At 50.3% G+C, this 19,861-nt stretch carries 21 protein-coding genes; 16 read left to right on the top strand and 5 right to left on the bottom strand.

The window, feature by feature from the left end:
- Positions 1 to 4: 4 nt before the first annotated feature.
- Positions 5 to 1,591, top strand: coding sequence for an L-aspartate oxidase (gene nadB, locus ACYVK4_RS23775; protein ID WP_461130062.1), 1,587 nt, complete (start codon positions 5 to 7; stop codon positions 1,589 to 1,591).
- A 67-nt stretch (positions 1,592 to 1,658) separates the two neighbouring features.
- Here the strand turns inward: nadB and ACYVK4_RS23770 are convergent, their stop codons facing one another.
- Genes ACYVK4_RS23770 through ACYVK4_RS23760 form a run of 3 tightly spaced genes read right to left on the bottom strand, consistent with a single transcriptional unit; the run spans position 1,659 to position 4,353 of the window.
- Positions 1,659 to 2,342, bottom strand: a complete 684-nt coding sequence (locus ACYVK4_RS23770) for a LytR/AlgR family response regulator transcription factor (RefSeq protein ID WP_461130061.1) — start codon at positions 2,340 to 2,342, stop codon at positions 1,659 to 1,661.
- Between the two features lie 3 nt (positions 2,343 to 2,345).
- The gene (locus tag ACYVK4_RS23765; RefSeq protein ID WP_461130060.1) at positions 2,346 to 3,194 is read right to left on the bottom strand and encodes a lysostaphin resistance A-like protein; all 849 of its coding nucleotides are present in this window, start codon (positions 3,192 to 3,194) and stop codon (positions 2,346 to 2,348) included.
- A gap of 13 nt (positions 3,195 to 3,207) precedes the next feature.
- A complete protein-coding gene (locus tag ACYVK4_RS23760; RefSeq protein WP_461130059.1) occupies positions 3,208 to 4,353 on the bottom strand; it encodes a sensor histidine kinase in 1,146 nt (381 codons plus the stop codon).
- A 212-nt stretch (positions 4,354 to 4,565) separates the two neighbouring features.
- Here ACYVK4_RS23760 and ACYVK4_RS23755 point away from each other — a divergent pair, with 212 nt between their 5' ends.
- From ACYVK4_RS23755 to ACYVK4_RS23690, 14 genes are all read left to right on the top strand, one after another.
- Complete coding sequence (locus tag ACYVK4_RS23755) at positions 4,566 to 5,939, top strand: glutamine synthetase family protein (protein ID WP_461130058.1); 1,374 nt, start codon at positions 4,566 to 4,568, stop codon at positions 5,937 to 5,939.
- 104 nt (positions 5,940 to 6,043) lie between these two features.
- On the top strand, positions 6,044 to 7,084 hold the full coding sequence (locus ACYVK4_RS23750) for an aminoglycoside phosphotransferase/kinase family protein (RefSeq protein WP_461130057.1): 1,041 nt from the start codon (positions 6,044 to 6,046) through the stop codon (positions 7,082 to 7,084).
- Between the two features lie 23 nt (positions 7,085 to 7,107).
- Entirely contained in the window at positions 7,108 to 7,701 is a 594-nt protein-coding gene (locus ACYVK4_RS23745) for an RNA polymerase sigma factor (RefSeq protein ID WP_461130056.1), read from the top strand.
- Positions 7,702 to 7,820: 119 nt separating this feature from the next.
- The gene (locus ACYVK4_RS23740; protein ID WP_461130055.1) at positions 7,821 to 8,144 is read left to right on the top strand and encodes a hypothetical protein; all 324 of its coding nucleotides are present in this window, start codon (positions 7,821 to 7,823) and stop codon (positions 8,142 to 8,144) included.
- Positions 8,123 to 8,659 carry a periplasmic heavy metal sensor gene (locus ACYVK4_RS23735; protein ID WP_461130054.1) on the top strand — a complete coding sequence of 179 codons (537 nt, stop codon included), beginning with the start codon at positions 8,123 to 8,125 and terminating at the stop codon, positions 8,657 to 8,659. Before ACYVK4_RS23740 ends, ACYVK4_RS23735 begins: the two co-directional genes overlap by 22 nt.
- Positions 8,660 to 8,707: 48 nt before the next feature.
- Positions 8,708 to 9,511, top strand: coding sequence for a YHYH protein (locus ACYVK4_RS23730; protein WP_461130053.1), 804 nt, complete (start codon positions 8,708 to 8,710; stop codon positions 9,509 to 9,511).
- Entirely contained in the window at positions 9,468 to 10,085 is a 618-nt protein-coding gene (locus ACYVK4_RS23725) for a toxin-antitoxin system YwqK family antitoxin (protein WP_461130052.1), read from the top strand. The genes ACYVK4_RS23730 and ACYVK4_RS23725 overlap by 44 nt, the downstream gene beginning before the upstream one ends.
- Positions 10,072 to 10,728, top strand: coding sequence for an SCO family protein (locus tag ACYVK4_RS23720; RefSeq protein WP_461130051.1), 657 nt, complete (start codon positions 10,072 to 10,074; stop codon positions 10,726 to 10,728). Before ACYVK4_RS23725 ends, ACYVK4_RS23720 begins: the two co-directional genes overlap by 14 nt.
- A gap of 151 nt (positions 10,729 to 10,879) precedes the next feature.
- A complete protein-coding gene (locus ACYVK4_RS23715; protein WP_461130050.1) occupies positions 10,880 to 11,728 on the top strand; it encodes a TIGR01459 family HAD-type hydrolase in 849 nt (282 codons plus the stop codon).
- A gap of 155 nt (positions 11,729 to 11,883) precedes the next feature.
- Positions 11,884 to 12,123 carry an acyl carrier protein gene (locus ACYVK4_RS23710; protein ID WP_012929621.1) on the top strand — a complete coding sequence of 80 codons (240 nt, stop codon included), beginning with the start codon at positions 11,884 to 11,886 and terminating at the stop codon, positions 12,121 to 12,123.
- Positions 12,124 to 12,272: 149 nt separating this feature from the next.
- Entirely contained in the window at positions 12,273 to 13,523 is a 1,251-nt protein-coding gene (fabF, locus tag ACYVK4_RS23705) for a beta-ketoacyl-ACP synthase II (protein WP_461130049.1), read from the top strand.
- A gap of 3 nt (positions 13,524 to 13,526) precedes the next feature.
- Entirely contained in the window at positions 13,527 to 14,288 is a 762-nt protein-coding gene (rnc, locus tag ACYVK4_RS23700; protein WP_461130048.1) for a ribonuclease III, read from the top strand.
- 230 nt (positions 14,289 to 14,518) lie between these two features.
- Positions 14,519 to 14,965, top strand: a complete 447-nt coding sequence (locus ACYVK4_RS23695) for an Hsp20/alpha crystallin family protein (protein WP_461130047.1) — start codon at positions 14,519 to 14,521, stop codon at positions 14,963 to 14,965.
- Positions 14,966 to 15,173: 208 nt separating this feature from the next.
- Positions 15,174 to 16,709 (top strand): Do family serine endopeptidase, encoded by a 1,536-nt coding sequence (locus tag ACYVK4_RS23690; RefSeq protein ID WP_461130046.1) that lies wholly within the window; start codon positions 15,174 to 15,176, stop codon positions 16,707 to 16,709.
- A 193-nt stretch (positions 16,710 to 16,902) separates the two neighbouring features.
- On the opposite strand, the gene gmd is transcribed toward ACYVK4_RS23690, so the two are convergent.
- Complete coding sequence (gmd, locus tag ACYVK4_RS23685; RefSeq protein ID WP_461130045.1) at positions 16,903 to 18,015, bottom strand: GDP-mannose 4,6-dehydratase; 1,113 nt, start codon at positions 18,013 to 18,015, stop codon at positions 16,903 to 16,905.
- A gap of 90 nt (positions 18,016 to 18,105) precedes the next feature.
- Positions 18,106 to 18,462 (bottom strand): SPOR domain-containing protein, encoded by a 357-nt coding sequence (locus ACYVK4_RS23680; RefSeq protein WP_461130044.1) that lies wholly within the window; start codon positions 18,460 to 18,462, stop codon positions 18,106 to 18,108.
- Positions 18,463 to 18,809: 347 nt separating this feature from the next.
- On the opposite strand from ACYVK4_RS23680, the gene murB reads away from it, so the two are divergent.
- Positions 18,810 to 19,835, top strand: a complete 1,026-nt coding sequence (gene murB / locus ACYVK4_RS23675; RefSeq protein ID WP_461130043.1) for a UDP-N-acetylmuramate dehydrogenase — start codon at positions 18,810 to 18,812, stop codon at positions 19,833 to 19,835.
- The last annotated feature ends 26 nt before the right edge of the window (positions 19,836 to 19,861 follow it).

The following is a 19,861-nucleotide window of genomic DNA, read 5'->3' as shown; positions in this document are numbered from 1 at the left end:
ACCAATGCCCCATCAATTCGATTTCTTAGTTATTGGCTCCGGGATTGCGGGCCTGAGTTACGCCACCAAGCTGGCCATGCACTTCGAAAACCTGCAACAGGATGTGCGTATTGGCGTCATCACGAAAGTGCAGGCCGACGAAACCAACACCAAATACGCACAGGGCGGTATCGCGGCCGTGTGGTCGGAAGATGATTCGTTCGAGAAGCATATTGAAGACACCATGGTGGCGGGCGACTACCTCAGCGACCGGCATATTGTTGAGATCGTGGTGAACGAAGGGCCGGGGCGCATTCAGGAACTGATCAGCTACGGCACCCGCTTCGACAAGGAACATGGCGGTACAGACTATGACCTCGCCAAAGAAGGCGGTCACTCCGACTACCGGATTCTGCACTTTAAAGATATTACCGGAGCCGAAATTGAGCGGGCCCTGCTCGAAAAAGCGAACTCGCTGAAGTCGATTGAGATCTTCACCCATTTCTACGCCGTTGAACTCATCACCCGTCACCAGCTTGGCGAAACCGTTCATCGGTACGATACAGACAACAAATGCTTTGGTGCCTATGTCTTGAACACCCAGACGGGTCAGGTCGAGGTGTTCCTGGCGAAAACAACGCTGCTGGCTACCGGCGGCATTGGCAACATTTACCAGAATACGACCAATCCCAATATTGCCACCGGCGATGGCATCGCGATGGCCTACCGCGCCAAGGGAATCGGGAAAGATATGGAGTTTATCCAGTTCCACCCCACCGCCCTTTACGAGCCGGGCAAAAAGCCTAACTTCCTCATTTCCGAAGCCGTTCGGGGCTTTGGCGGAATCTTGCGGACCCGAAAGGGCGAGACGTTCATGGAGAACTACGACCCGCGCCTGTCGCTGGCCCCGCGCGATATTGTGGCCCGTGCCATCGACTCCGAAATGAAAAAAGCCGGTGATCCGCACGTCTACCTGGACGTGACCCACTGCGATTACGAGAAGTTCATCGAGCATTTCCCAAATATTACGGCCTACTGCCGCGACCATCTGGGGCTGGACCTGCGGAAAGATTATATTCCGGTCGTTCCGGCGCAGCATTACCTCTGCGGAGGCATCCGGGTCAATGAATGGGGCCAAACGAACATTCAATACCTGTACGCCGTGGGCGAATGCTCCTGCACGGGCCTGCATGGGGCCAATCGACTGGCGTCCAACTCCCTGCTCGAAGCGGTGGTCTTTGGCCATCGGGCCTTCGAAAAAACCGTCGAGCTCCTCGGCGGGGCCGTTATTCCCGACAACATACCCGACTGGAACGATGCCGGAACCACCCACCCCGAAGAACTGGTGCTGGTCACTGAGATGAAGAAAGAGCTGGAGTCGATCATGTCGAACTACGTGGGTATTGTCCGCTCGAACCGGCGTCTGAAACGGGCCATGGACCGGCTTGAACTCCTCTATCTGGAACATGAAGAACTCTACCGCCAGTCGAAAGTATCGGTGCCCATCTGCGAACTCCGGAACATGATCGAAGTGGCTTATCTGGTCATTAAAATGGCGATGGCCCGACGAGAGAACAGAGGGTTGCATTTCAATCTGGATAATGAGAAGTAAGGTCTGGGCCAAGCTCCGGCTTGGCCCAACTAATCATACATGGCCAAGCCGGAGCTTGGCCCAGACCTTACTTCACCCGTTCCATTAACTCATCGCGGTAAGAACCGGCCAGGGGGACTTGCGCCTTGCCGATGGTTAGTTGGTGTCGCTCTATTTTCTCGATGCGGTCGAGGGCGACGATGTAGGACTTATGAACCCGCATGAACTGATCGGCGGGGAGCAGGTCAATGGCTTCGGTGATGGTCATGCGGGTGAGGGCTTTTTTGCCGGTTTCCTGAAACGTCAGGTAATTGCCCTCCGATTCGACATACTGCAACTCCTCCAGATTGATTCGTACCCAGTCGTAGCCATCTTTTACAAAGACGAAGGGCGATTTCTTCGAATCACCTGCCAAACGTTCGTAGGCTTTGTTGGCCGCCTGCATAAACCGCCCGAAGGCAATAGGCTTCAGCAGATAATCCAGCGCACTCAGTTCAAACCCCTGCAAAGCGTATTCCGGATAAGCTGTCGTGAACACCACCAACGATTTGTTGCCAACCACCTGAGCGAAGTCCAGCCCCGTCAGGTCGGGCATGTTGATGTCCAGAAAGATCAGGTCGACAGCTTCCGTATTCAGGAACGTTAACGCGTCGAACGCATTCAAAAACGTGCGTTTCAAGTCCAAAAACGGCACTTTACCGGCATGTGCTTTTATAATATCGAGCGCAATCGGTTCGTCGTCGATGGCGATGCAGCGGAGGGTTGGCGGCATGGGTTAAGGATGAACAACCTGAGCGTTTGGCAAGATTCGATCCAAAAGCCGATAACAGGCAACGCAAGCTGCCGCGCAACCCACCAGTAAGGCCATATAATAAACATCGCTTCCCATCCACTCGCGGGTCTGGTTCTGGCTCATGTCCAGCGTTTCATCAGTCAGCAGCGAGAGCGAGCTGAGACCATTGTTCACAAAGTGCAGAAACATGCAGAGCGTAAGCGAACGGGTACGGTAATACAACCAGCCTAGCGCAACACCAATGAAAGCCGCGTTCAGGGCCTGGGCTGGAATGAAGTGAATAAGGCCAAAAATTATGCCCGACCAGATAATGGCTTTGGCAGGGCGGTAGTTCTTCAGAAATCCGTCCAGAATAATACCCCGAAACAGAATTTCTTCCAGGATTGGCGCGGCAATTACCGCCGATATAACCATATTCTTGTTGAACATTTTGTTTATCATCTCCTGCACGGCATCGGGCATGGGAATGGCGCTCACAATAGGCTCGGCCAGTACACCCATAGCAATCAGGCCAACCGCCGATACCAGATAGGCCAAAGCCGGAACCGACGCAAAGGACAACGAATAGCTCCCCCGTTTCCTGAACGCGTACCAGATGGTGAGCCCCATACCAATACTGTAGGCCAGCGTTTGGCCGATGGTATCCAGAAAGGGCAGCGCGTAGCTATCGGCAACGGCTTTTAAGCCAACCATCGGTAGGGCAGCGGGAATCTGTGCCAGCAGAAATATGCCTATCAACGCCCAAATCTGCGTGAGAGTTGGATACGCGTTTTGAGGTGGGGCAACAGGCTGAATATGCTCTTCTGATGAAAATGAGGTAACAGTTGTCATGAGCGGGTATTGTTTAGGCGTATAGGGTTACAGTCAAATCTACTAAAAAAGTATTACCGCGGTTAACAACGGTCAGGGTATGCCGGTCTGGATAGGCCAGTTCCAGGCGCTGACGAACGTTGGCCAGCCCCAAGCCAATACCTTTTTCCAGGTCAGTGCGGTTCAGAACGCTATTCTCTGTGGTAAGGTGAAGCGTTCCCTCCTGCACTCGCAGCCGAATGTGAACAAAACAGGGGTATTGCATACTGATACCGTATTTGAAGGCATTTTCGATAAGTGGATTCAGCAGCAGCGGCACAATCCGGGCGGGCTTTTCGTCCCAGTCGATGGTCACCTGAATGTCGATGTTATCCTGATTCGGGAGTCGAAGGCGCTGGAGTTCAACAAAGTCGTCGATAAAGCGAAGTTCGCGTTGAATGTCTGTCGTTTTCAGCCGGGATTCTTCCATCACATAGCGTACAATACCCGATAGTTGCTGGATACTCTCGGCGGTGTGGGGGCTGTCTTCCAGAATGGCCGTGCCGTAGATGTTGTTGAGCGAATTGAACAGAAAGTGCGGATTGACCTGGGCTTTCAGGGCATCGAGTTCGGCCTGGGTGCGTTGCTGGATGAGGGTAATTTGGAGCTTACGGTTTTTACGAAAGTCTATTATAAAGCCGTAGACGACCATACAAATCAATAATAACGACGTTAGTGCCGAGGCAAACATTTCGTTGTAAGCCCCGGAATTTTTCTTCTGCTCCAGATTATACTTGTCAAATACCTTAGCTAATCCATCCGCGCTGCCATTCCAGAGTAGAAGAAGACAAACAACATACAGCACGGTATAAGGCAACTTATTGTTTTTGAAGACATGCCGATGAAACAGGGAATAATAAATATGCGAAAGGCCCCATAATAACACGATAAAAAAAACAAGTACAAAGGCGGTACCCACAAGAGCCACAATGAATGAAATAGGCTCCTTGCTGCCCAGCCCATCCCTAAAACCTTGCTCAACATCCCCAAAGCTTGTAAACAGGAACAAGACAAGCGTGCCAACGACAATAAGAAGCCAGATTCCCCACGTTTCCCAGAACCGGATAAGTGGCGAAGAAATAGGTTGCTTCGCCACGAGAGATACGGTTCGTTGGGGCATTTTGTCTAAGTTCGTTTCCATTAGTTATTGCCAAAGGTAAAGGATACGAATAGTTTCCAATTTGTACCCGGCGACACGTGCGCCGTTTCGATGAATCAAAACAAGCACATGACTGCCGCCCCCTGAAATCAGTGTGACGAAGCCCCCGGACTTTGGGAGGAAATGGGCAAAGTTTGGGATGATGTCAGTACCTTTGGTCGACCTGAATCGCCTTCACCGACATTTGGCAATCCATGAATCAGCAAGACATTATCGACTTCATACAACAGAGCGACAGCCCTAAAATCAAATACGCGTTTACCGATATTGATGGGGTGCTGCGCGGGAAGATCATTCACCGCCAGAAATTTCTGGATGGTCTGTCCGATGGCTTTGGTTTTTGCGACGTTGTGTGGGGGTGGGACGTGTCGGATACGCCCTACGATAACGGACAGACGACGGGCTGGCAGTCCGGCTATCCCGACGCACCCGTTCGGCTCGATCTGGCCACCTTTCGGCAACTGCCCTGGGAAGACAACATCCCGTTTTTCCTGGCCGATTTCACGCCCGGTTCCGACAAAAAGCCGACTCACTACGCGCTGGCAGCCTGTCCGCGCAGCCTGCTCAAGCGCATTGCGGCTCAATGCGCCGACATGGGCTTCCACGCCGAATACGCCCAGGAGTTCGAGTGGTTCAACTTCCGCGAAACACCCAGGAGCTTACAAGACAAAAATTTTCAGAACCTGGAGCCGCTAACGCCAGGTATGTTTGGCTATTCCATCCTGCGCCCCTCCCTCGAAAGTGCGTTCTACCACGACCTCTTCGATTTGCTGGGCCAATTCGATATTCCGCTGGAAGGGCTCCATACCGAAACCGGGCCGGGCGTATACGAAGCCGCTATCATGCACGATGAGGTGGTCCGAGCCGCCGACAAAGCTGCCCTGTTCAAGACCGGAGTGAAGGAAATAGCCTACCGGCATGGCATTATTGCTACGTTCATGGCGAAATGGAATGCCGACCTGCCGGGTTGCAGCGGGCACATTCACCAGAGCCTGTGGAACGCTGACCAGACAAAGAACCTGTTTTATGACGCCACCCAGCCCGACAACATGAGCGAGCTGATGCGCCACTTCATAGCCGGTCAACTCTACTGCTTACCCCACATCACGCCCATGTTTGCACCAACCATCAACAGCTACAAACGGCTGATCGAAGGCGCCTGGGCACCCACTACCGTAACTTGGTCGGTCGATAACCGGACTACGGCCTTGCGGGTGCTGAACCATAAAGAAGCTTATACACGGGTGGAGCATCGGGTGTCGGGTTCGGATACTAACCCCTATCTGGCCCTATCGGCCGCGCTGGCATCGGGCCTTTACGGCATTCGCCATAAACTGTCTCTCGACATACCAGCCTCCGTCGGAAACGGGTATGCCGACAAACGAAATGGGATCTTACCCTCAAATTTAGCCGAAGCAACGCGTGCCATGGCCAATTCGCCCGTGGCGGCTGAACTGTTTGGCACCGAGTTTGTTGACCATTTTACCCGCACCCGCGACTGGGAATGGCGACAGTACATCCGCCAGGTCAGCGACTGGGAACTGAAACGATATTTTGAAATTATTTAGCGACGTTGGTGTAGTGAGTATTATTGGTAAAAAGGTGCAGTAGGGTCTGCAAATTAGTTGACTCACTCCACCATTTCCTTGCTACACCCCTTTACCAATGTACAATGCGTCTTGTTGATTACTCCTCGATCATAAAAAAAGCCTGGGCAGACTTTGATGGTTCTGTTCAGATTGATACGATAGAAGATATCAGTGCCAAGGTTTCGACGAACCACGTCTTTAGAGTTACGTTCGAGGATGGCGATCATATTATTGCCAAACTCTCTTATTTCGGTAAATACGAACAGTTTTTAGAAGATCACCAGATCATCCATGCGCTGGCGAACAACCTGCTCTATCCGTTTGAAAATGTGCTGGCCAAGTCTCTCGTTCGCGACGGGCAGGTATATACGTACCGGCATCGAGATGGGTTCCTCGATGCCTGGGTTGTGTTTTACAATCCTATTCGTATTCAATTAAAGCTTCCCCGCCGACTGGAAGAGCACCACATTCGTACCCTTGGTCGGGAAATTGCCCGCTTTCACAAAGCCTGTTCGCGGGTGAGTCCGGTACTGCCCAAATCCAGCAAAACTTTACGCTCGGATGTTTGGGATTTGCTCGATCTGTTGGAAACAGAAACGGGCCAGTTTGAACACCGGATGCACATCGACGAATTGAAACACCAATGTGAACTGTTCCTGACAAATCGCCAGAAACTGGTGGCGGGCACCGTCGAAACCATGCCCGTATTTGTGGACTGGAACATCGGCAACTTTTCGGTTACCAACGAGCTGGAGCTTTATTCGCGCTGGGATTATGACTGGTTCCGAATTAGTTACCGGGTCATGGATTTCTATTTTTTCAGCCGGGTCGTTTCCAACATCGGTGACCGAACGGTCTTCAGCTATGTCATTGGCCCCTTAATGGAAGACCGTTTTTTATTATTTTTAAAAGAATATCACCGCGTTTTTCCCCTCACCGAAAACGAAATTCGGTTCTTACCGGAAGCCTATCGGTTTTTCATACTCAACTACGTCATAAAATACGGTCGTTATTTTTTCCACCGTACCTACGCCATCAAACTCCAGCAGGAGGCTTATGACATTTATTTCCCGTCGATTGACACCTTCGACGCGGAAAAAATCCTGAAAGCGTTGGGTATTTAACCGCCCTGGCGGTCTGAGTAAACGTGACCGACACAAACGACCTGGTCGTATTGATTGAGGCTGTCCGGCAAGGCAATCAGGACGCTTTCCGGTACCTGTATGAACAAACCAAAACCCGGGTTTTTAACCTGGTGCTTGGCTATGTCCGAAACCGCGAGGATGCCGAAGACATTACGCAGGATGTATATGTCGAGGTGTTTCGGTCGGCCGGGAGCTTCAAAGGCGACGCTAGCGGAACAACCTGGCTTTATCGCATTGCGGTCCATAAATCGCTGGATTTCCTCAAACACCAGAAACGCCAAAAACGCTTTGCCTTCCTGACGAGCCTGTTTGACGCACACACCGGAGAAACGCTCCACCAGCCCACCGATTTTTCGCACCCTGGCAGTACACTGGAGAATAAAGAACAGGCCGCCATACTGTTTAAGGCCATCGACAAGCTCTCGGAGAAGCAAAAAACTGCGTATATCCTCACCAAAGTACAAGGGCTGAACAACATCGAAACAGCCGCCGTTATGGCCATCAGCGTTGGCGCGGTGGAGTCGCTGCTGCAACGGGCCACCGATAATCTCAAAAAGCAATTAGCTGTTGTTTATAAATCGTTGATGAGTGGCTAATTGTACCCATAGCTGTACCCACGGGTTTTAACCCGTGTTTTTATCCATTATGAAAAAACACGGATCAAAACCCGTGGGTACAGCCGTAGGAATCGCTCACCTTTGTCGTCTAACGCACTATGGAACCAAAACAAGAGAAATGGATAAACGATATACTGGACAGTGTCAATAGCCTCCAACGGACCGAACCGAGCCCGTTTCTGTTCGCCAAAATCCGTGATCGGCTGAATGCTGTCTCGCAACCCGTATATGTACCCGCCCGAACCGTATGGCTGGCCGCGGCCTCTTTTGTCCTGCTGGCCTTGCTGAATTGGCAGCTCACCACATCGCTAGCCCCTGCCACAGCGACCCAGACGACGGAGCTGAACACGGTTGCGACAGAAATGCAGCTCTACCCGGCGACTAATCAACTGTATGATGTATGGAACGGACAAAACTACTAACCCTCGCAACTATAGGCTTACTTCTCCTTAACCTCCTGACCATTGGTTATTTAGTGTTCAAGCCCGGCCAGCTGGGGCCTCCGGATCATCCGCCCGGCCGGCCCGGTGCCGAGGAACCCGCCACGGTGATCATCAGGCGGCTTCACTTCGATGAAAATCAACAGGCAAGGTACATGGCGCTGGTTCATCAACATCAGGCCGATGTCAGGGTTTTGCGCGATCAATCGACGCAGTTATTTTGGGATTTTTACGGTTTGCTGAAAGCCGACCGGCCGAATTTAACGCAGATAAACGATCTGAGCCATCAGATTGGCATCAATCAACAACAGCTGGCTCAGCTTAATCTGGCTCATTTCGGCCAGATTAAAGCGCTTTGTCGGCCAGACCAAAAAGCGGATTTTACTGAGTTGGTCGCCGATCTGTCCAAACTATTTGGCCAGCAGCAACGCCCACCTCGACCCAATGGTGGTGGCCCGCCGGAAGGTCTACCCGGTAATTTACCACCCCGCCCGTAGGAATGGGCAGCGGAGAGCGTCTAACCCACCAAAACAACATAAATCCCAATGAACAATACACCCATCAAGCTAACCAGTCTGACACTCCTTTGCTCCTTTGTGGCTTTTATCGCCTGCCAGACAAACGATAACAACGTTTCGCCAACCACGACCACCACAACGGGTACAACCAGCACAACGGCGACCAGCATTGGCACGGGCGTTCCGGATGTGTACAAGAAGATTTACGGGGCCACTGAAATCTACGTCGAAGGCACCAACGTTGTTATCAAGACCAAAGGTCGTCCCGATCACAAAAGCCCGTATTACAAAGGAACCCAGTGGGAAAGTACGCTCTATGAAGCCTACAATGGCACGAACACCAAATTTAACGTCAATCCAAACACCATTAGTGAGGTGAACCTGACGTTTAAAATCCCCATGAATCCTACCGTCGATGCGGCCCACGCAGAAACCCCTCTGGGCGCTATCGGTGTCTCGCTAAATGGTGTCGCCTTTTATAACCAGTATGCTGCACAGCGGGCGGTATTGACCAACGAAATCAACGGGTTCGATCAATACAACGGACACCCGCAGCAGCAGGGCCAGTATCACTACCATGTGGAGCCGACCTATCTGACAAAAGCTAAAGGGAAAGATGCCCTGCTGGGTTTTCTGCTGGACGGATTTCCGGTTTATGGTCCGCTGGAAAATGGCAAAACGATCACCAATATCGATCTGGACAAATATCACGGCCACACGACTGCAACGACTGATTATCCCAACGGCATTTATCACTATCACATCACCGCCGAAGACCCATACCTCAATGGCAGCGGATACTATGGCAAAGCGGGTACGGTTACGCAGTAAGTTTATTTACCTTATCTGTCTGCTCTCCGGCTTGTATGGTTGCCAGCCACACAAGCCGGAGACGGTTGATATCCCCGACGTGTATGTACCTTCCAATAACGCTGGATGGCAGAAACGGGAAGGTCGCTTATGGCTAAAGGATACACTATTTAGCGGCTGGCAGTACCAGCTCGGCCCCACTGGCGATACGCTCTACAAAGCCTCCTTTTTGCAGGGGCAGGCGGAGGGCTACCACCGGCAATGGTATGATAACCGTAAACTTAAAGAGGTTCGGCAGTACCGGAACGGCTGGCAGGAGGGCGAGCAGCGCGGCTGGTTCGAATCGGGCAGACCCGCTTTCCAGTACCAGTTTCGGCAGGACGTGTACGACGGAAGTCGTAAAGAGTGGTACCCCAATGGGCAACCTGCCCTCTTCGGCCATTACCACGACGGCCAGGAAGCGGGCTCGCAGCAACAGTGGTTCGCCAATGGCACCTTAAAAGTTAATTATGTGGCTCGTAACGGCCGGAACTATGGATTTACAGGAGTCAAAAATTGCGTCAATGTCTGGGATTCGGTTAATGTGTCGCATTAGTCTCGCACTGGGTTTGGTCGCTTGTATCAGCGCGTGCCAATCGGCCGATACCCGTACGCAAGCCAGCGAAGACCCCGTTCCTTATTACAATACCCCCGATTTTACCCCCATCTGGCTCAGCGACCCCGGCACCGTCGACAAAACGATCACGCACCGAATTGCCGATTTCAGCTTTCGGGACCAATCCAACGCTGTCGTTACGCAGCAAACTGTTTCGGGCAAAATTTATGTGGCCAGCTTTTTCTTCACCGCCTGCCCCAGCATTTGCCCTAAAATGACCAATCTGCTCAAGGCGGTACAGGACACCTTCCGTCATGAGCCGGGCGTTCAGATGCTGTCGTTCAGCGTGACGCCCTGGATCGACTCCATTCCCCGGCTTAGGCGCTATGCGACGGATAAAGGCATCGACTCCGCCAAATGGCATCTGCTAACAGGAGAACGGGGAAAAATCTACGACCTGGCCCGCCGGTCTTACTTCGCCGAAGAAGCCCTTGGCTTCACCAAAGACTCGACCGAATTCCTACATACTGAACACCTGATTCTGGTGGATCAAAACCGTCGGATTCGGGGCATTTACAACGGAACCCAACTGCTGGAGATTGACAAATTGATTGCTGATATGCGTACGCTGTTAGGTAAATAGTCATCTTTCAGACTTGACCGCACGCTGGCTTATGACAAAAAATTCGGCTAATGATGTATTTTTACCAATATTCTTCTGAAAGTATCGTCATAATAAAGTCTCCGTTCCCTTGTAGACTATTTTTAGGCGAATCATTTTTACGTATGCCTTCATGCAACTAACTGATTTCAAAACTGTAGCGGCCAAGTATAAAGTTATTTTCTTCGATGCGTTTGGTGTCCTGAAAAACTCGGAGGGTCTGTTGCCCGGTATTGAACATACCTTCGACTGGCTCAAAGCCAACGGTAAAGATTTTTATGTATTAACCAACGATGCCTCACGCAGTCCGCAGGAATTAGCTGAATCATACTACCGACAGGGTTTTTATGCCATTACGCCCGAGCGAATTATCTCGTCGGGTATGCTGGCCCGTGAATATCTGGATTTAAAAGTACCCAGCGGCACAGTAGCCTATCTGGGAACCGAGAAATCAGCCCACTACCTCGAAACCACAGGCCTGAAAACATTACCTATCAGCCAGGTGGACCTCAAAGATGTAGCCGACATCAACGCCCTGGTGTTGCTGGATGATGAAGGATTTGACTGGAATACCGATCTAACCAAAACGGTGAACCTGCTCCGCAAACGAAACATACCGGTCATTGTCGCCAACACCGACAACACCTATCCCGTTTCCAAAACCCGGGTTTCCATTGCCATCGGGGCGGTTGCCAAAATGATTGAAACCATTGTGGGCAAGCAGTTTATCAAATTTGGCAAACCCGACGCGCAGCTTTTTATGTTCGCCTACGAGAACGTGGAAAATGCCGCTCACGTAAGCAAACGCGATATTTTAATGGTGGGCGATACGCTCCGAACTGACATTCTGGGCGGCAATAAATTTGGGCTGGATACCGTCCTCGTACTCACGGGAAACACGCAGCCACAGGACGCCGAGGTTCTCATTCGGAGCACCGGCATCATTCCAACCTATGTTTGCAAATCGGTAGTTATTCGGTAATCGGCGCTTTTTTTACAACTTAAATACCTGACGTTAAGAAACTTAAGCAGGCATAAAGGGTACAAGCGAACGATTTCCGCGTTAAAAAATTGTTTGATAATACAAAGGTAAATACGTTTCTTTGCGCAGTTTTTTAACTCGAACAGAATACTAAAATGTCGGACATTGCACAGAAAGTAAAGAATATCATTGTTGAAAAATTAGGCGTAGAAGAATCAGAAGTGACGCCAGAGGCAAGCTTCACCAATGATTTAGGGGCCGATTCACTCGACACCGTTGAGTTGATCATGGAATTTGAAAAAGAATTCAACCTGCCTATCCCTGACGACGAGGCTGAAAAAATCTCTACGGTTGGCCTGGCCATCGAATACCTGGAGAAAAACATCGGTAAATAAGTCTCATCGAGATTTAACAGACGTCATAACGAATTAACTCGGTACCTCTCCAATTAACTCAATTGGAAAGGGTACTGAGCGTTGAAGCCAACGCCAACAAATACGGTATCGGCGTTGTTTTTCATTTTCCATTACGTAGTAAAACCCGTATGACACTCAAGCGAGTAGTAGTGACCGGCCTCGGTGCCTTGACACCAATCGGCAATGATGTAGCCTCTTACTGGAACAGCTTAGCCGCCGGTGTAAGCGGGGCCGGTCCCATTACGAAGTTTGACGCCAGCAAATTCCGCACGCGCTTCGCCTGCGAATTGAAAGGCGTGGATGTTACCCAGTACATCCCCCGTCAGGAAGCCCGCAAAATGGATGCGTTTACGCACTATGCCATTATTGCCACTGACGAAGCCATCCGCGACTCCGAACTGAACCTCGATACCATTGACAAAAACAAAGTTGGTGTCATTTGGGGCTCAGGTATTGGCGGTCTCAAATCGTTTGAGGACGAGATGATCGACTACGCCAAAGGCGATGGTACACCCCGTATCAATCCGTTCTTTATCGTCCGCATGATCGCCGATAGTGCATCGGGCCAGATTTCGATGCGCTATGGGTTTCGGGGTACGAACTATGTGACGGTATCGGCCTGTGCCTCCACCAACAATGCCATCATTGATGCCTTTAACTACATCCGGTTAGGTCGGCTCAACATGTGCGTGGTAGGTGGCTCGGAAGCGGCCGTTACCCGGGCAGGTATTGGCGGCTTCAACGCCAACCGTGCTCTGTCGGAACGTAATGAGTCCCCTGAAACAGCCTCCCGCCCTTATGACAAGGATCGGGATGGATTTGTGCTCGGTGAGGGTGCCGGCTCGCTCATTCTGGAAGAGTATGAGCACGCTCAGGCGCGGGGCGCCAAGATTTATGCCGAACTGATCGGGGGGGGTATGTCATCCGATGCGTATCACATTACGGCTCCTCACCCGGAAGGGCTGGGTGCGTTTTTGGCTATGCAGGACGCCCTGAATGATGCAGGAATCTCGCCCGATGAGATCGACTACATCAACACACACGGTACATCAACTCCCATTGGTGATCCGCAGGAATTAAAAGCCATTCATCAGTTGTTCGGCGACCATTCATTCAAGTTGAACATCAGTTCAACCAAATCAATGACGGGTCACTTGTTGGGTGCTGCGGGCGCCGTTGAAGCCATCGCCTGTCTCAAGGCAATGGAACATCAGCTTGTTCCGCCAACCATCAACCATTTCACCGACGACGAAGAAGTAGATCCGCGCTTCAACTTAACGTTCAATACGGCACAGGCTCGTTCTATGACCACCGTAATGAGCAACGCATTTGGGTTTGGAGGCCACAACGCCATTGTTATTTTCCGTAAACTTAGCTGAGTCGTGCAAATCGCTCTGCCACGCAGTTTATTTAATCCTCTGGCCTGGTTCCGGTCGGGCGACGCAGACCTTCGTAAGAATCTGCGTCGCTCTATCGCCCATATCATCGGCGCACGTCCATCCAATTTAGGTCTTTATCAACTGGCCTTACGCCACACCTCAGCCTCAAAAGCAACAGCGATCGAAGGCTTCCGCGAATCGAACGAGCGGCTTGAGTATCTGGGCGATGCGGTGCTGGGCATGGTCATTGCCGAGTTCCTCTTCAAAAAGTACCCTTACAAAGACGAAGGTTTTCTGACCGAGATTCGCTCGCGTATTGTTAACCGCGAAACGCTGAACGGCATTGCCCGCAAAATTGGCCTCGACCAGCTCATTGAATACGACGGAAGCCGTACCCGGAGTTTGCCCGCCCGCACATCTATGTATGGCGACGCCCTCGAAGCGCTCGTTGGTGCAGTGTATCTCGATAAAGGATTCCGGTTCTCCCGTCAGTTTATCCTGAAAGACCTGCTGGCGCATTACGACATTGAGTCGGTCGTACAAAACAATGGTAATTACAAAAGTCGCCTGATCGAATGGGCGCAGCGGGAAGGTAAAGAGATCCGCTTCGAAATCGTTTCTGAAAAAGGGAACAGTCATTTCCGTGAGTTTATCTCACAGGTACTTGTCAACGATGAGCCTTTTGCTACAGGCAGCGGCTACAGCAAGAAAAAAGCCGAACAGGCAGCCGCCGAGAAGGCCTTCGAACTACTGGACCTCAAGTAGATCCCTCCCCACACGTTTGCAACCCGAATTCTTCATCGGAAAGAAGACTTGATGGTTACTCACTCCGCCAAAATGACCGTATACGCGTCAGTTTGGCACTTTTCTATTTATTTTCTCGATTGAAAAATGACAAAATAGCGGCAATCGCGGAGTTGAGTGGATTGGCATAAAGTTTGAAAAATACTAGTCAAACAGAAACAACCAGTATCAAACCTAAAACCACAACAGTCATGAATCCGTTAACACGAACCAACAACCATTTGCCGTCGTTGATCGAGAATTTTTTCGGACGCGACATGAACGACCTTTTTAATACGAATAGCGCTGGCGTAACAAACGTTCCGGCCGTAAACGTGGTCGAGCACCATGACGGCTTCCGCATTGAAGTAGCCGCTCCCGGTCTTAAAAAAGAAGATTTCAAACTTAATCTGAACCATAATAACCTAACGATTTCGGGTTATCAGGAAAATCAGAAAGAAGAGCACGATAAGACTACGGAACGGTATACCCGTCGTGAATTTAGTTATTCATCCTTTCAGCGGACATTCACCCTGCCTACATCAGTAGATGCGGATAACATTCAGGCTTCGTATACCGATGGGGTGCTGAAAATCGAAATTCCCAAGCGCGAAGAAGCCAAAGTGAAGCCGCCCCGTCAAATCGAGATTGGTGGCTAATCAGGCCTGACAGGCCCAGCGGCAACAGCCTGTGGGACATTTGCTCACAGGCTGTTGCCATTCTAAATTTGCCTTAACAAAGCCCTGTTAAATTTTGTTAAGGACGCACAATACCCGGATTTTTCGGAAGCTAGTTTCCGTTATATCTCCAGCAGACAGAATCTGACTCCAACACAAAAGAAAGCAATTAGATTTTCCCATTTTAATCATGAAAAGCAACTGGAAATTATTAGCGTTGATGGCACTCCTCTCGAGTGTTGTAACGTTGGCCGCTTACAACCTGTTGGGATTCAACAACCGGGATGTAATTTTTAACGAATCGTCGCCATTTCCGACGATCACGAGTCGTCTGGCCTCTATGCCAGGTGGACCAGCCTCCGCACCAGGCGATTTTTCGACTGCTGCCGAAGCGGTAACGCCAATGGTGGTGCATATTCGTACCACAATGACCCGCACCGTACGTCAGCAACAGGTTCCTGATATTTTTCGGGAGTTCTTCGGCGACGAATTTGGTGGCCAGCGTCAACCACGCCGGCAGCAGGGCCAGGCTTCGGGTTCGGGTGTAATCATCAGTAAAGATGGTTATATCGTTACCAACAACCACGTCGTGCAAGATGCCGATGAAGTAGAGGTCATTATGACCGACAAGCGGAGCTTCAAAGCCAAAGTAATTGGTACCGACCCCCTAACTGACCTTGCCGTTATTAAAGTAGATGCCAACAACCTCCCAGCCATTACGCTCGGCGATTCTGACGCACTGAAATTAGGTGAATGGGTACTGGCCGTTGGTTATCCCCTCGATCTTGAATCGACCGTTACAGCGGGTATTGTGAGCGCTAAAGGTCGTAAAATTGGTATCCTGGAGCAGGATTTTGCTCAGCGTCAGCAAGGTCGTACCGACAAGCAGGCGACGGATACGCCGTTGGAATCCTTTATTCAAACTGATGCCGCCATTAACCCTGGTAACTCGGGAGGTGCTTTGGTAAATCTGCGTGGCGAATTAGTCGGTATCAACTCCGCCATTGCGTCGGCCACAGGTTACTACAGTGGTTATGGATTTGCCGTTCCTGTATCCCTCGTGAAGAAAGTATCGGCCGACCTCTTGAAATATGGTAATGTACAACGCGGTTATCTGGGCATTCTGCCTGTCGAGTTGAACAGCACCGTTGCTAAAGAGAAAAACTCAAAAGTAGGTCGTGGTATCTACGTTGAAAACGTTGTTGAGAAAGGGGCTGCTGAAGCTGCCGGTCTGAAAAAAGGCGACGTTATTGTGAAAATGGAAGGCCAGCCGCTGGATTCGGAAGCACAGATGCGCGAAATCATTGGCCGTCGTCGTCCGGGCGATATTGTCAACGTAACCATCAACCGGGATGGCAGCGAGCGCGACGTTAAAGTCGAACTCCGCAACCGTAACGGTGGCCGCGATGTGATCAAGAAAGCAGAAGCTACTGCCGTTAATGCCTCACTGAGTACATTGGGTGCCAACTTCGAAGAGTTAACAGCTCAGGAAGCCAAACAACTTGGTATAACAGGTGGTGTCCGGGTGAAGAAAATCATGGACGGTAAATTAGCCGAAACCGATGTTGAAGAAGGTTTCATCATCGTGAAGGCGAACGGTAAGAACGTAAAAACGACGAAAGACCTTCAGGCGATCATGTCATCGGTGAAAGAAGGCGAAGGGCTCATGCTGATCGGCATGTATCCCAACAGCTCACGGATGTACTATTACGCAGTTCCGGTGTAAAAGTCGGTAAGTCGGTAAGTCGGTAAGTCGGTAAGTCGGTAAGTCGGTAAGTCCGAATGGTGTTTTATGGCGTCGGGTTCCTTAACCCGACGCTTTTTTTATATTGAGGCAAAACAAACGGTCGGGTTTTCGAAAACCCGACCGTTTGTTTTATTACTTACCAACTTGCCAGCTTACTGACTTATCGACTGTTTTATTCAAAATAATTCAGTACCTGGTGGCCGCTGCTCGCCAGCAGCTGATCGCGCCGGAAGAGGTCGATGTCAGCGGTCATCATATCTTTCACCAGCGCCGGCAGATCATATTTGGGCGTCCAGTTCAGCTTGGTCATCGCTTTTGTTGGGTCGCCGAGCAGAAGGTCTACTTCGGTTGGGCGGAAATAACGAGGATCGATGCAAACAACAGTTTTACCTACTTCAACCGCAAAGTCAGGGTTCGTTGAGCTAACAACTTTTCCTTCTTCGTTAACGCCTTCGCCGGTGAATTCGAGTTCAACGCCAATTTCGGCAAAGGACATCCGGACAAAATCCCGAACACTGGTCGTTACGCCGGTAGCAATCACAAAATCTTCGGGTTTTTCCTGTTGCAGAATCAGGTACATAGCCTCAACATAGTCTTTGGCATGGCCCCAGTCGCGCAGCGAATCCATATTACCCAGGTACACTTTATCCTGTAAGCCCAGGCCTATCCGCGCCACGGCCCGTGTAATTTTGCGGGTTACGAAGGTCTCTCCGCGCAACGGTGATTCGTGGTTGAACAGAATACCATTACAGGCAAACATGTTATAGGCTTCGCGGTAGTTAACCGTGATCCAGTATCCGTAAAGCTTAGCGACGGCATAGGGAGAGCGGGGGTAGAATGGCGTCGTTTCTGACTGCGCATGCCCCTGAACACCGCCATAAAGTTCAGACGTTGATGCCTGATAGATACGTGTTTTCTCGGTCAGGCCAAGCAGGCGAACGGCTTCCAGGATACGGAGCGTACCAATGCCATCTACCTGGGCTGTATATTCGGGCTCGTCGAAACTAACCCGCACGTGCGACATAGCGCCAAGGTTGTAAATTTCGTCGGGCTGTACTTCCTGAATAATACGAATTATATTAGCGGAGTCAGAAAGATCACCATAATGAAGTTTGAGATGCACCTTCTTTTCATGTGGATCTTCATATAAGTGATCAATTCGCTGTGTGTTGAATAATGAGCTCCGGCGCTTAATACCGTGTACTTCATATCCCTTTTCTAACAACAGTTCGGTAAGATAAGCCCCATCTTGACCAGTGATACCGGTAATTAATGCTTTTTTCATAGTATATTAATAACAACAAATAGAATATAATATCTTTTAAAATAAGCCAAATATAACACTCAGAATGAACAAAAGTGAAATTTCGATAACTTATTTTATCAGGAGACTACGACGAACATCTATCTTGTCGGGTTGCAGCTGTGCTGATTCAACCAAACGTTTTATAGAAGCATAGTACCATTCGGCGTCCATACGACGAATAAAATCACCCACTTTCAGTTTATATGTCGGCTGATTAAAAGTCAAATATGGACTAAGCTCAGGAAAATTCTGTGAAATTAACAATTTTGCTGCGTCAACTTCTTTTCGCTGAGTACCTACGTATATCTGAATCCGAAAGCCCGGTGCATATCGTATCGAACGGTTTTTGGTGGCAATGGTATCGAGTACCATATCGAGCCGCCGGTTAATATGTAACGCTTCTATCGGTGCACCTGGCTTGCGCATATCCGTTTTCCGCGGAGCTGGTGGCGTCGTCGACGGAACGGGGGGTTTTGCGGGTGACGTAGTAGCCGGTGCAAAGGGAGGAAGCGCATTGTATGTGGGACGTACAGACGATAGATCTTCGTTATAACTGTTATAGTCAACAGCCGTTGTAACCGAACGACTGCCGGCACAACCGGTCATTATAAATACGCCCACTATAACGATTTTACTGAATCCCCACTGCATAACCATCCTTACATGAAGTGGCAAAAATAACTATTTGTCACTGTAAATGTGTTAACCTATTTATATAGCTGCTGCCCCATCCCATAATTTGGTTAATTTTGAGCGCTTACAACCTATAGTAGATGCTGAATATACAAAGCCACGTATCGCTTAAACCATACAATACATTCGGAATAGACACCAATGCGCGGTATCTGGTTGAGATCAACGCTGAAGACGATCTTCAAACGTTGCTTCAACTAACTGACTTTGTCGATCAACCCAAGCTCATTCTTGGCGGAGGCAGTAATGTATTGCTCTGTCATGACTTCAACGGGCTGGTTGTCAAAATAAATATCAAAGGTATAAACATTATCCGGGAAAACGACACACATGTTTACGTAACGGCGGGGGCGGGTGTTAACTGGCATGAGCTTGTTTTATTTTGTGTTAGCCATGGCTATGCCGGTATGGAAAACCTGTCGCTGATACCCGGTACGGTTGGGGCTGCGCCCATGCAGAACATTGGCGCCTATGGCGTTGAGCTGGAACAGGTGTTCGAATCGCTCACTGCCGTGCACATGCAGACTGGTGAGAAGAAGACCTTCATGCATGCCGACTGCGCCTTTGGCTACCGGGAGAGCGTGTTCAAACGGGAGCTGAAAGGCAAGTACATCATCACAAGCGTTACGTTCCAGTTGGATAAACAACCTACGTTTCATACCCGGTATGGAGCCATTCAGGAAACACTAACCGATATGGGCGTTTCGGAGGAGACGTTATCCATTAAAGCCATTAGCGAAGCCGTAATTCGTATCCGGCGCAGTAAACTCCCGGACCCCGCCCAAATTGGGAATGCGGGCAGTTTCTTTAAGAATCCCGAAATTCAGCAAACGCAGTTCGATTCCCTAAAGGACCAGTACCCGGCTTTACCGGGTTATCCGATGGGCAACGACATCGTTAAAATCCCGGCGGGGTGGCTCATTGAACAGGCGGGCTGGAAAGGGTACCGCTCCGGCGATGCGGGCGTTCATGCCAAACAGGCGCTGGTGCTGGTGAATTATGGCAGCGCAACGGGCGAAGAGATACTGACTTTAGCCAAAAAGGTACAGGAGTCCGTACTCGAAAAATTCGGCGTGACAATCACACCCGAGGTCAATGTTATTTAAAAAAGGAGGAAGGGGACGAGAGGGAC

It is taken from the genome of Spirosoma aerophilum (assembly GCF_054782495.1).
This window is presented reverse-complemented; position numbering and strand designations above follow the sequence as displayed.

Excerpts from the sequence above, each read along its gene's own strand:
- nadB (WP_461130062.1), top strand. The coding sequence starts at position 5 with ATGCCCCATCAATTCGATTTCTTAGTTATTGGCTCCGGGATTGCGGGC.
- ACYVK4_RS23770 (WP_461130061.1), bottom strand. The coding sequence starts at position 2,342 with ATGCCGCCAACCCTCCGCTGCATCGCCATCGACGACGAACCGATTGCG.
- ACYVK4_RS23765 (WP_461130060.1), bottom strand. The coding sequence starts at position 3,194 with ATGACAACTGTTACCTCATTTTCATCAGAAGAGCATATTCAGCCTGTT.
- ACYVK4_RS23760 (WP_461130059.1), bottom strand. The coding sequence starts at position 4,353 with ATGGAAACGAACTTAGACAAAATGCCCCAACGAACCGTATCTCTCGTG.
- ACYVK4_RS23755 (WP_461130058.1), top strand. The coding sequence starts at position 4,566 with ATGAATCAGCAAGACATTATCGACTTCATACAACAGAGCGACAGCCCT.
- ACYVK4_RS23750 (WP_461130057.1), top strand. The coding sequence starts at position 6,044 with ATGCGTCTTGTTGATTACTCCTCGATCATAAAAAAAGCCTGGGCAGAC.
- ACYVK4_RS23740 (WP_461130055.1), top strand. The coding sequence starts at position 7,821 with ATGGAACCAAAACAAGAGAAATGGATAAACGATATACTGGACAGTGTC.
- ACYVK4_RS23735 (WP_461130054.1), top strand. The coding sequence starts at position 8,123 with ATGGAACGGACAAAACTACTAACCCTCGCAACTATAGGCTTACTTCTC.
- ACYVK4_RS23730 (WP_461130053.1), top strand. The coding sequence starts at position 8,708 with ATGAACAATACACCCATCAAGCTAACCAGTCTGACACTCCTTTGCTCC.
- ACYVK4_RS23725 (WP_461130052.1), top strand. The coding sequence starts at position 9,468 with ATGGCAGCGGATACTATGGCAAAGCGGGTACGGTTACGCAGTAAGTTT.
- ACYVK4_RS23720 (WP_461130051.1), top strand. The coding sequence starts at position 10,072 with ATGTGTCGCATTAGTCTCGCACTGGGTTTGGTCGCTTGTATCAGCGCG.
- ACYVK4_RS23715 (WP_461130050.1), top strand. The coding sequence starts at position 10,880 with ATGCAACTAACTGATTTCAAAACTGTAGCGGCCAAGTATAAAGTTATT.
- ACYVK4_RS23710 (WP_012929621.1), top strand. The coding sequence starts at position 11,884 with ATGTCGGACATTGCACAGAAAGTAAAGAATATCATTGTTGAAAAATTA.
- fabF (WP_461130049.1), top strand. The coding sequence starts at position 12,273 with ATGACACTCAAGCGAGTAGTAGTGACCGGCCTCGGTGCCTTGACACCA.
- ACYVK4_RS23695 (WP_461130047.1), top strand. The coding sequence starts at position 14,519 with ATGAATCCGTTAACACGAACCAACAACCATTTGCCGTCGTTGATCGAG.
- ACYVK4_RS23690 (WP_461130046.1), top strand. The coding sequence starts at position 15,174 with ATGAAAAGCAACTGGAAATTATTAGCGTTGATGGCACTCCTCTCGAGT.
- gmd (WP_461130045.1), bottom strand. The coding sequence starts at position 18,015 with ATGAAAAAAGCATTAATTACCGGTATCACTGGTCAAGATGGGGCTTAT.
- ACYVK4_RS23680 (WP_461130044.1), bottom strand. The coding sequence starts at position 18,462 with ATGCGCAAGCCAGGTGCACCGATAGAAGCGTTACATATTAACCGGCGG.
- murB (WP_461130043.1), top strand. The coding sequence starts at position 18,810 with ATGCTGAATATACAAAGCCACGTATCGCTTAAACCATACAATACATTC.